Origin of the sequence: Clostridium sp. DSM 8431 (genome assembly GCF_900116755.1) — a bacterium.
Lineage (GTDB): Bacteria > Bacillota > Clostridia > Clostridiales > Clostridiaceae > Clostridium.
In genome coordinates, this window is sequence record NZ_FPBY01000024.1 from 17,033 (window position 1) to 28,290 (window position 11,258).

The 11,258-nt window shown below is 30.0% G+C and carries 12 protein-coding genes; 2 read left to right on the top strand and 10 right to left on the bottom strand.

What is annotated here, in order from left to right:
- Positions 1-6: 6 nt before the first annotated feature.
- From cobA to cbiB, 10 genes are read right to left on the bottom strand one after another with little or no spacing between them, the layout of a single operon-like run.
- The gene (gene cobA, locus BM384_RS03955; RefSeq protein WP_090011287.1) at positions 7-1,461 is read right to left on the bottom strand and encodes a uroporphyrinogen-III C-methyltransferase; all 1,455 of its coding nucleotides are present in this window, start codon (positions 1,459-1,461) and stop codon (positions 7-9) included.
- Positions 1,462-1,465: 4 nt separating this feature from the next.
- Complete coding sequence (hemC, locus tag BM384_RS03960) at positions 1,466-2,341, bottom strand: hydroxymethylbilane synthase (RefSeq protein ID WP_090011289.1); 876 nt, start codon at positions 2,339-2,341, stop codon at positions 1,466-1,468.
- Between the two features lie 3 nt (positions 2,342-2,344).
- A complete protein-coding gene (locus BM384_RS03965) occupies positions 2,345-3,004 on the bottom strand; it encodes an NAD(P)-dependent oxidoreductase (RefSeq protein ID WP_090011291.1) in 660 nt (219 codons plus the stop codon).
- Positions 2,956-4,170, bottom strand: a complete 1,215-nt coding sequence (hemA, locus tag BM384_RS03970) for a glutamyl-tRNA reductase (RefSeq protein ID WP_090011293.1) — start codon at positions 4,168-4,170, stop codon at positions 2,956-2,958. Before hemA ends, BM384_RS03965 begins: the two co-directional genes overlap by 49 nt.
- A 20-nt stretch (positions 4,171-4,190) precedes the next feature.
- A complete protein-coding gene (locus BM384_RS03975) occupies positions 4,191-4,820 on the bottom strand; it encodes a precorrin-8X methylmutase (RefSeq protein WP_090011296.1) in 630 nt (209 codons plus the stop codon).
- Between the two features lie 3 nt (positions 4,821-4,823).
- Entirely contained in the window at positions 4,824-5,357 is a 534-nt protein-coding gene (locus BM384_RS03980) for a cob(I)yrinic acid a,c-diamide adenosyltransferase (protein WP_090011298.1), read from the bottom strand.
- 12 nt (positions 5,358-5,369) lie between these two features.
- On the bottom strand, positions 5,370-6,821 hold the full coding sequence (locus BM384_RS03985; protein WP_090011300.1) for a cobyric acid synthase: 1,452 nt from the start codon (positions 6,819-6,821) through the stop codon (positions 5,370-5,372).
- A complete protein-coding gene (locus tag BM384_RS03990) occupies positions 6,806-7,780 on the bottom strand; it encodes an alkaline phosphatase family protein (protein WP_090011302.1) in 975 nt (324 codons plus the stop codon). The genes BM384_RS03985 and BM384_RS03990 overlap by 16 nt, the downstream gene beginning before the upstream one ends.
- Positions 7,777-8,841, bottom strand: coding sequence for a pyridoxal phosphate-dependent aminotransferase (locus tag BM384_RS03995; RefSeq protein ID WP_090011305.1), 1,065 nt, complete (start codon positions 8,839-8,841; stop codon positions 7,777-7,779). Before BM384_RS03995 ends, BM384_RS03990 begins: the two co-directional genes overlap by 4 nt.
- Positions 8,838-9,794, bottom strand: a complete 957-nt coding sequence (gene cbiB, locus BM384_RS04000; RefSeq protein WP_175537275.1) for an adenosylcobinamide-phosphate synthase CbiB — start codon at positions 9,792-9,794, stop codon at positions 8,838-8,840. The genes BM384_RS03995 and cbiB overlap by 4 nt, the downstream gene beginning before the upstream one ends.
- Before the next feature lie 205 nt (positions 9,795-9,999).
- Here cbiB and BM384_RS04005 point away from each other — a divergent pair, with 205 nt between their 5' ends.
- The gene (locus BM384_RS04005; RefSeq protein ID WP_090011309.1) at positions 10,000-10,797 is read left to right on the top strand and encodes a sirohydrochlorin cobaltochelatase; all 798 of its coding nucleotides are present in this window, start codon (positions 10,000-10,002) and stop codon (positions 10,795-10,797) included.
- A 261-nt stretch (positions 10,798-11,058) separates the two neighbouring features.
- The coding region (locus BM384_RS04010; RefSeq protein WP_175537276.1) for a transposase at positions 11,059-11,258 on the top strand (200 nt) is incomplete at its 3' end.

Consider the following 11,258-nt stretch of genomic DNA (forward strand, 5'->3'; position numbering starts at 1 on the left):
ACTTCCTTATTTTAATAAATCTATAATTTCATCAATAAAGCCATCTTCTGAATGTTTGCTGCATTCAAGATAGTCTATATTGTTTTTTGCAAGTTCTTTAGAAGTAACAGGTCCTATAGAAATGGCCTTTTTACCTCTTAACTTTTCTACTCCAAGCATTTTAATCATATTCTTTACAGTACTTGGACTTGTATAGAAAACTTCATCTACATCATCAAATACCTTTTCATCTAATAAGTCACCACATACTGTATCATAAACATCAACTCTATCTACAATAGTTCCAATGCTTTCAAGTTCTTCTTTCATATCATTTTTAGCAATACTTGAAGTTGGCCATAATACTTTTTCATTAACCTTAATTATATCCTTTAATTCAGAAATAAGCTCTGAAGCTAAAAACTCCTTACATGTAAGCTTTGGAATTATAAAGTTTTCTTCTAAAGCCTTAGCTGTTGCCTTTCCCACACAATAAAAGTCTGCTTTAATGCTTCTTATATCAATTTTATTCTCCTTTATAAATGCAAATAACATCTTAACTGCATTAACAGAAGTTAAAACTATATGCTTATAATCTTCAAGGTTTACTAATGTTAGATTACTCTTTTTATCTACAATTTTCAAACTATAAATTGGAGTAACCTCTGCTCCTAATGAAGTTAGTTTATCTTTTAAAGAGTAAGACTGGTCTCTCGAGCGAGTAATACAGATGTTATGTCCATATAAAGGTTTCTTTTCATACCAGTTAAACTTATCACTAAATTTAACTACTTCCCCTACAACTATTATACATGGTGAAACAAATCCTGCTTCTTTAACTCTTTCTTCTATATTTTCTAAAGTTCCAGTAACAGATCTCTGCTTTGAAGTAGTTCCCTTCATTACAACTGCAGCCCTTGTATCCTTAGACTTTCCATACTTAATTAAATTTCCCACTATGTTTCCTAAGTTTCCAAGGCCCATCATAAAAATAAGTGTTCCATCTTCCTTAGCTAAAGCTTCAAAATTAACATTTAAAGTACCTTTGCTCATACCAGTTACAATATGAAAATCCTGTGCTATACCTCTATGAGTGACTGGAATTCCAGCATAGCTTAAAACTGATACTGGAGACGTAACTCCAGGGATAACTTCAAATTCATCTACACCTGCATCTAAAAGAGCTAAGATTTCTTCTCCTCCTCTTCCAAATACAAAAGGGTCTCCCCCCTTAATTCTTCCTACTGTATGACCTTCTTTAGCAAGTCTGACTAAGGTATCATTTATCTCATCTTGAGTTTTATAGTGAGCCCCAGGTTCCTTACCACAATAGTAAATTTCACAATCTTCATTTAAGTAATTTAAAATATTACCTGCACCTAATCTATCATATAAAACAGCTGTACATTTTTTAAGTGCTTTTACTGCTTTAAGGGGTAATAATTCTTCATCTCCAGGTCCTGTTCCTATAAGGTATACCATAAGCTTAAATCCTCCTTTTTATCTTTTGTCCTAAAGCTTCTCCAAGCTCTAAATGATTTTCTCTGCTTCCTAAAATATCTTTCTTAACAATTTCACCATTGTATTCATATGTACCTACTAAATATAAGTCACTTCCAGATAAAGTACTATAAACACCTATTAGGCTGTGACAGTCTCCATTTAAAGATTTCATAAAGCTTCTTTCTGCTTCAACACATATTCTTGCATCTTCGTCGTCAATAGCTTTAAAAATATCTTTATGTTCAAAATTCTTTAAAGTTTCAACTCCAAGTGCTCCTTGCCCAACTGCTGGAAGAAATACTTTAGGGTCAAAATAATCAGTTATCTTATCTTCCATATTAAGTCTTTTAAGACCTGCAGCAGCTAAAATCATTCCATCTAAATTTTGTTCTTCCATTTTCTTAAACCTAGTTTGAACATTACCTCTTATAGGTACTATTTCAAGGTCTGGTCTTAGCTGCTTTAAAAGTGCTCCTCTTCTTATGCTGCTAGTTCCAACTTTAGCGCCCTTTCTAAGTTCTTCAAAATGAATATCTGAATTAGAAACAAAAACATCTCTAACATCTTCTCTTTTAGGAATGGCTGTTATTTCAAATTCACTAATTAAATCAAAAGGTACATCCTTCATGCTATGAACTGCTGCATGAGCCTCTTTATTTAAAAGTGCAAGTTCTACTTCCTTTGTAAACAAGCCTTTTCCACCTATTTTATCTAAAGTTACATCGAGTCTCTTATCACCTTCTGTAACTACTAAAAGCTTTTTATATGTATTTTCTTTCGATTCAGATATAAGACCTCCAACGTAGTCTGCCTGAATCTGAGCTAAAATACTTTTTCTCGTTGCTATAATAATTTCCATAAGTTACACCTCATTATAAAAAAGTTTCATAACTTTTTTAGCTTTTCCTCTCTCAAAAAAGAAATAAAAATCATCACAAAATAAAAACTTTAAAGCATCCTCTTTTAAGTCTGGATATTCCTTAAATTTATTTCTATAATATGTAGTAAGTTCTACAAAGCCATCATAATCTTTTAATATTTCTAAAGCTTTATTAGCTGACATAACAGAAGCTTTAGGATTACCACCTCTTGTGTTAACCCCAAATATAATATTATCTGTTTCCCTTTGTACAGGCAATGCAGCAATACCTTCTTTAAAGTTTGTACAATCTATATAAATTTTAGATAAAGCATCGCAGTCTTTTTTTATTCTTTCTCGTGCCTTTTCATCATTAACAGCAATAACTATTATATGTTTATCTAAAATAAAGTCCTTTTCATATTCTCTACATTCTGCCTTAAAATTATTAAATTCCTTTAAAGGCTCTAAATCCTTTAAAGCAAGCTCCTTATCTATAATAGAAACTTTTACATTTTCCTTTAAAAAATGTTTTGCTTTTATTATACCAGCTTTTCCAAGACCTATAATCCCTACATTTATCTTATTAGACAAAAGAGAAAGGAAAGTGTAGTCTATCCTATCTCCTCTGGGGCAAAGATTTTTTGAATTATCTTTAAGCACTCTCCTTCACTTCCTTTAAGCTTCTCTTCCTTTAAAAGATTAATTGCCCTATGTACATAAACATCTGATGTACTCTTTAAAAGAGTTTCTACTAACTTTGTATCTTCAGAATTTTGACGTTTATGCTTAAAACTTTCAAGTCTTCTCTTATAAATCTCGTCACCATTACTCTTAATTTTTTTTATTTGATTTGAAATCTGACGTATTCTAAGCCATTCTTGAAATTCTTCTATAGCTTCATAAACAAGATACTCATTTTCTCTCATTCTCTCTTCTCTAAGCTTTTTATTAGCATCATCAATTTTACTTATTTCATCAATATTATAAGCTTCAATTCTCTCTTTTCTTAAAACAGCTTCTTCAAAATCCCTTGGAATTGCCATATCAAAGCAGTAAATCTTTTTGCCTTCATCTTCTATATCCTTTTCTAAAACAATTGAATGAGGCGCTGAAGTAGCTCCAATTATACCGTCCATATCATTAATAACTTTATTTTTCTCATTAAAAGTTATAACCTTAACCCTGTTGTCTTCAATACCCTTTGCTTTATTAATATCTCTTAGAACAAGATATATCTCTTCAAAATCACCTTTTTCAAGATACTTTATGGCAAGCTTACCTATTTCCCCATATCCAAGTACCATAATCTTTTTTAAATCTTTATGTATAAACATATCTGTAACAATAGATATTGATGAAACAGGTATTTCATAAAGCTTAGCCTCTGTTCTAAACTTCTTGCCACAGGCTATGGCATTTTCAAAAAGCCTTCCTAAATTTTTAGAAACACCATCAATATCATAAGAATCCATATAAGCATTTCTTATTTGACCTAAGATCTGGTCTTCACCTAAAATCTTAGAGTGAAAACCAGCACTTAATCTAAATAAATGCTTTATGGTATAATAATCTTCTCTAAGGAAAACATATTTCTTTAAACTTTCATCATAACCTAAGATAGAAAATACCTTATCCAAAAGTTCATCATCTTCTAAATCATGACTTACATATATTTCAGTTCTATTACAAGTACTTAAAATAACTGCTTCTTCAAATTCCCTTAAAAGAGCTTTTAACTTTTCATCTTTTTTCTTACCTGAAAAAGCAAACTTTTCTCTAATACTTATATCTATGTCTCTTTTTAGTCCAATTAAACCCAGTTTCATTTATTATCACTTACCTTAACTTAATTTCTTCCAAGCTTGTAAATTAGAGCATTAACAATAGCAGCAGCTATATTGCTTCCACCTTTTCTTCCTCTAGCAACTATGCATGGAACTCCAGAATTTATTATTCTCTCCTTAGATTCAATAACATTTACAAACCCCACAGGAACTCCAATTACCCCTACAGGACTTACCTTACCTTCTTTAATTAACTCATCAACCTTAATTAAAGCAGTTGGTGCATTCCCTATAGCAAAAATAACAGGTTTATTTAGCCTAGCTGCCTTTTCCATGCTTACAATAGCTCTTGTCACTCCTCTTTCTTTAGCTTCTTTAGCCACATCTTCATCAGACATAAAACAGTGAACTTCTCCACCATGTTTAGCTAATAAAGTTTTATTTATACCTGACTTTGCCATTTGAGTATCAGTAACAATATCTGCTCCATTTTTAATAGCTTCAACTAATTTTTTAGTTATTCCTTCACTGAAATAAAGATTATCAGCATAATCAAAATCTGCTGAAGTATGTATAGCTCTTTTAATTACATCAGCATTTTCTTCATCTAATACTCTATCTCCTAAAATTTCAGTTATTATTTCAAAACTCTTTTTTTCTATATCTTGCGGTTTAATATTTTCAATTTTCATATACTATTTTTCTACTCCATATCTTGCATTTATACCTTCATCAAAAGGATGTTTTATCTTTCGAATTTCTGATACATAATCAGCTAAATCTATAAGTTCTTCTTTAGGATTTCTTCCTGTCATTACTATTTCTACATTTTCAGGCTTATTTCTTAAGAAATCTAAAAGAACATCATAAGAAACTACATTTAAATTTACTGCAGCCATAATCTCATCTAATATAAGCATATCACATTTACCTTCTTTACATAAACTAATACACTTAAGTAGCATTTCATCATGCATCTTTGTAACATGTTTAACTTCTTCTTCACTCATATATTTTACAAAGCCCTTAACGCCTTCACCTTGAACAAGAATTAAATTATCAAGGTCCTTTAAAATATTAAGCTCTGAGCTAGTTCCAGACTTTAAAAACTGACAAAATACAACATTAAGTCCTGCCCCTAATGCTCTTACAGCTAAACCTACTGAAGAAGTTGTTTTGCCCTTTCCATCTCCAGTATAAATGTGAATAAGTCCTAACTTATCCTTCATAAAAATCACCCTTTATTTTAAATTCATAATCTTATATATTTTATCCATATCTAAGGCTTTTCTTACCTCTGAAGCTAAAATATCATATTGTTCATTTTTATAACTTTCCATATCAAAGGTTTTTATAGAATCTACACTTTTGCCCTTAGCTTTTAAAAGTGCTTCAATTATAACTTTTGAAATCTCTTCTTTATCAAAAATCCCATGAATATAAGAACCATATATATTGTCCTTATTAACTATTACCTTATCATTGGTAGTATTACCCATATGAATTTCATAACCTTCAAATTCAAGTCCACTTAAATTTTTAAAAATTCCTTCAACTTCGTTTATTATGCCAGAAGTTCTTCTTGTAGTCTTTTCCTCTTCAAAGAAAGTTTCTCCCTCTAAAAGTCCAAGCCCTGCCATAGAGCCACCATGTTCAAGGTTTAAAGGATCTTTTAAAACAGTACCAAGCATTTGATAGCCTCCACATATACCAAAGACTGGTCTTTTCTTTGCAGCATGTTTTAAAATAGCAGCTTCAAGACCAGATTCTCTAAGATATAATAAATCTCCCATTGTATTTTTAGTTCCTGGAAGAATTATTAAATCTGGCTCTTTAAGGTCTTTAACACTTGAAACATATCTTACAGAAACACCATCTATGTATTCTAAGGCATTAAAGTCAGTAAAATTAGATATTCTAGGCGTTCTTATAACAGCTATATCAACTAAAGAAGCTACACTTTTTCTTGTAAATCTATCACTTAAACTATCTTCATCATCAACATCTACATTTAAATAAGGGACTACACCTAAAGTATCAACCTTAATTATTTCCTCTAAGGAAACAAGACCTGGCTTTAAAATCTCAACATCGCCTCTAAACTTATTTATTATAGTACCTTTAACTCTTTCTCTTTCATCTTCATCTAAAAGAAGCATAGTACCAGCTAAACTTGCAAAAACTCCGCCTCTATCAATATCTCCAACTAAGATGACATTAGAATCCACCATTTTAGCAAGCCCCATATTTACAATATCATCACTTTTTAAATTAATCTCAGCAGGACTTCCTGCACCTTCAATTACTATAACATCAAATTCTTCCTCAAGCTCATTAAAAGACTTCATTATGTCAGGAATTAAATTTTTCTTTATTTTAAAATAATCCCTTGCCTTCATATTCTGAAGAACCTTACCATTTACAATAACCTGTGAACCCTGATCACTTGTTGGTTTTAAAAGTATAGGATTCATTCTTACATCAGGTTTTATTCTGCAGCATTCTGCCTGCATAACCTGAGCTCTACCCATTTCTAAGCCATCCTCTGTTATAAAGGAATTAAGAGCCATATTTTGAGACTTAAAAGGTGCAGTCTTATATCCATCTTGAGTAAAAATTCTGCAAAGGGCTGCTGCTATAAGACTTTTACCTGAATTTGATGCAGTTCCCTGTATCATTATCTTTTTAGCCAATACTCTCCCTCCTCATTTTTATTAAATAGATAATAAGGTACATCCCCCTTTAAATGTGCTCCAGAGTCACTTGAAGTTCCATGATCTGAAGTAACTATAAGGCATGTATTATCATCTATTTTTTCACTAATTTCTTTTATTACTATTTCATCTATTTTCTTTATAAAATCTACCTTTTCTCTTTTATTTCTTCTATGAGCACTCTCATCTGCTCCATTTATATGAAGAAGTACAAAGTTATAATCTTCCTTAAGCTTTAAAGTCCACAAAAGCTTTTCTTCAAGGCTGGTATCTACATCAGCTGTAGTATTTTTAATTTCTGGGCAGTACATTTTAAGAGACTTTGCAATGCCCTTAACAATTTCAGTACTGCATACTACTGCTCCCTTAATACCATTAATCTCTTCAAAAGAAGGCACAAAAGTCTTTATAGATTCTCCCCAGGGATAAATAGAATACTTGTAAATTAAATCTCTAAGAAAATCTTCTGTATCTTTATCTTCACAGCTTGGAAGTATGTTATTTAAACTTTCTCCAAAATGCTCATGAGGTGGATAGGTTTTTATTTTCCGAATCAAATTCTTCTTATTATGAAGAACTAAAAGATTCTTATAACTATCCATAGAATAAAGATATCCAGTCTTTCCAAAGCTAATACTTAAATCTTCTATCTTGTTACCTTTAAGAATATTATCTTCTACTCTCACATTATTGCATCTAAAAATAATATCATTATCTCCTATATTAAGTCCCTTTGCTAAGGACTCTAAAAAGGCTCTGCCCTTTGGAATATACTGAAGTGGAACCTTTAGCATATTCATAATGCAGCTAAGACTTTCAGAGGTTCTCCCTCTTGGAATATTATTTATGTATCCCTTAAAATCAGCTTTATTTATATATGTACAGTCTTTATAATCTGAAGCCTCAGCTCCATCTATAATAACCATGATTATTTTCATTTATTTTCTTCCTTAACTATCATCTTAAGTGCATTAATAAACCTTTCAGAGCTTTCACGTGACTTAACTGCTATTCTATAGAAACTATCATCTAAATTTCTATAATTACTGCATGACCTTATGAGTATACCATATCTTTCAGTTTTTGTTTTTAAATCTATAATAGGACTTTTAAATAAAATATAATTAATCATAGATTTATAAGTAGTAAAACCTAACTTCTTTAATTCCTTTAATAGGTATTCTCTATTTTCTTTTATAACACTTTTAGTCTTATCTACAAATTCAGTTTCCTCTAAAGCTGCTAAGCCCGCTTTTTCTGCTACAGTTGAAACTGACCAAGGCTGTCCAATATTACTTATTTTACTTATAAAACTTAAATCTGAACATAATCCATACCCAAGTCTTATACCTGCCATAGCATACATTTTAGTAAAAGCCTTAAGAATAAAAACATTTTTATAGTCTTTTAAATAAGGAACAAAAGAATATTCCTCTTCATTAATTAAAAAGTCAGAAAAACATTCATCTAAAACTAAAAGTACATTATTATCTTTACACTTTTCAGCTATTTTTAAAACCTTATCTTTTTCTAAAGCTATTCCTGTTGGATTATTAGGATTACACATAAAGAATATATCTAAATCACTATTTATGCTTTGGAGCACATCCTCTTGAATTTCAAAATTATTTTCTTCCTTTAAATCATAATAAGAAACTTCAGTATTACTAAGGCTTAAAGCTTCTTCATATTCAGCAAAGGTTGGAGCTAAAATAAGTGCCTTTTTAGGTTTTAAAGCTAACACTAATCTAAAAATAACATCAGCAGCTCCATTTCCACATACAATAAAATCTTCATTAATATTATGATAATTAGATAAAGCTTTCCTTAAATCTCTACATAAAGGATCTGGATAAGCTTCGTAGTTATTTATATTATCTATAATTGCTTTCTTAACCTTATCTGGCATTCCTAAAGGATTAATATTAGCTGATAAGTCTAGTAAATTATGAATATGGCTTTTACTATAAATATCCCCTCCATGAACTATTTTTCTCATAGCACAATCACTCCTAAATATCTAACAGCTGAAAATATAATAAGCCCTAAAATAGCAGCTGTATACATAAGTTTATTAACATTTTTTATATCATCAATAACTACAGGTCTTAAAGGGTCTCCAATAGTCTCCTTCTTTACAAGTTTACCAAAATAATAAGCATCCCCAAGAAGCTGAATTCTTAAAGCTCCTGCTGCCACACTTTCAGTTTTGGCTGAATTAGGACTTGAAGACTTATGTCTATCTCTTTTATAAATTCTAAAAGCTCCTCTGTAGTCCATTCCTAAAATAAAACTTCCTATAATCATAAGATAAGAAGCAAGTATTGCAGGAATAAAATTAAAGACATCATCCATCTTTGCAGCAAATCTTCCAAAGTAAAGATACTTATCATTTTTATAAGCAATCATAGAATCTAAAGTATTAACAGCCTTATATAAGAACCCTAAAGGTGCTCCTCCAATTGCAATATAAAATAAAGGTGCAATAACTCCATCAGATGCATTTTCAGCTACTGTTTCTACAGCTGCTTTAGTAATTTGAACTTCATTTAAGTTTTCTGTATCCCTTCCAACTATCCATGATAAGTATTTTCTAGAATTTAAAATATCCTTCTTATAAAGATACTTATAAACTCTCATGCTTTCATCCTTTAAACACTTAGTAGCCATTATTTGATATATAAATATTGATTCTATGGCTATCTTTAAATATGTACTCACCTTACCTGCTAAATAAAGAATTAAAAAAGGAAGTGTAAAAGACATACTTACAACAAAAATTGATAAAACCATTCCTGCTATAAATTCTTTATCCTTAAATATTTTCCTAGTAATTTTTTCTCCCTTACTTATGGTATTTCCTATAAGTCTTATTGGATGTGGAAGCCACATAGGGTCCCCAAAAATTAAATCTAAAATAAATCCTAAACCCATGGAAATAAGAATTTCCAATAATATCAACTCCCATTATTAATTTCATAGTTATATTATCATATTTTTTATTTTAGAGGAAATTTTATATCTTAATTATTATATTTAATGGAAATCATACTCAAATTGACATTATATATGCCTTGATGCTATACTTTTTTTGAAATTTAAAACCTTTAAGGTAGTATAAAAAATTAAGAATTTTAATATAAAGGAGTAATTTGACTTGAATAGAAAAAAAGCAATTTTAGTTGTAAGTTTTGGTACTTCGTATCATGAAACAAGAGAAAAAACAATAGATAAAATAGAAGAAGATATAAAGAAATCATATCCAGATTATAAAATCTATAGAGTTTTTACAAGCAAAATGATTATAGACATATTAAGAAAAAGAGATAACATACATATTGATACTGTTGATGAAGCTATAAAGAGAATGCTTATAGATGGAGTTACAGACCTTATACTTCAGCCAACACACATAATTAATGGTATTGAAAATGACTTTATGCTTGAAGATTTAAGAAAATATAAAGATAAGTTTGCAACACTAAAAGTAGGTTCACCACTTTTAACTTCAACTGCAGACTTTAAAGAATTAGTTGCAGTTCTTGAAGATAATTTTAAAAATGTTAATAAGGATGAAGCCCTTGTATTTATGGGACATGGTTCATCACATCATGCAAATGCAGTTTATCCAGCTCTTGATTACGCTTTTAAAGATCATGGATTTAAAAATTTCTTTGTTGGAACTGTTGAAGGATACCCTGAAATAGATTCAGTTATTAAGTTCCTTAAGGAATTTAAACCAAAGAAAGTTCACTTAACTCCTTTAATGGTAGTTGCAGGTGACCATGCTTTAAATGATATGGCAAGTGACGAAGAAGATTCATGGAAAACATTACTTGAAAATGAGGGCTATGAAGTTGACTGTATTGTAAAGGGACTTGGAGAATATCCTGAAGTTAGAGATATGTTTATTAAACACATAAATGATGCAGTTAATGTATTTGAAAATAGATAGTTATAACAAAAATCTAAAAGGAGCTAATCTCTGTATTAAGGAAAAATTAGTTCCTTTTAAATTAGACATTATTCTATTTGTTTTTTACTCCTTTTTTGTTATTATATAGAAAAAGAGATACGATAAACTTTGAAAAGATTATCTATATTATTGATAACAGCAATTTTCGGCCGTATAAAAAATTTTGTGTAAACAGAATAAAAATAGCTTCTTCTTGGCAATAATCAAAATAACAAATTATTGCAAGAAGGAGTTTTTTATATGGGAAACGTGTCGAAAGAATTATTAAGAGAATATATTAAGGAGCAACATTTTACTAATGCTAATGAAATATTAGTAGGATTAAAAGAAATGTTTAGAGATGTTCTACAAGAAGCATTAGAAGCTGAAATGGATGAGGCATTAGGTTATTGTAAGTATGATACTATGAGTAAAAATAATGATAATAGCCGAAATGGATA

Coding starts and splice junctions, on each gene's coding strand:
- cobA (WP_090011287.1), bottom strand. CDS start 1,461: ATGGTATACCTTATAGGAACAGGACCTGGAGATGAAGAATTATTACCC.
- hemC (WP_090011289.1), bottom strand. CDS start 2,341: ATGGAAATTATTATAGCAACGAGAAAAAGTATTTTAGCTCAGATTCAG.
- hemA (WP_090011293.1), bottom strand. CDS start 4,170: ATGAAACTGGGTTTAATTGGACTAAAAAGAGACATAGATATAAGTATT.
- BM384_RS03975 (WP_090011296.1), bottom strand. CDS start 4,820: ATGAAAATTGAAAATATTAAACCGCAAGATATAGAAAAAAAGAGTTTT.
- BM384_RS03980 (WP_090011298.1), bottom strand. CDS start 5,357: ATGAAGGATAAGTTAGGACTTATTCACATTTATACTGGAGATGGAAAG.
- BM384_RS03990 (WP_090011302.1), bottom strand. CDS start 7,780: ATGAAAATAATCATGGTTATTATAGATGGAGCTGAGGCTTCAGATTAT.
- BM384_RS03995 (WP_090011305.1), bottom strand. CDS start 8,841: ATGAGAAAAATAGTTCATGGAGGGGATATTTATAGTAAAAGCCATATT.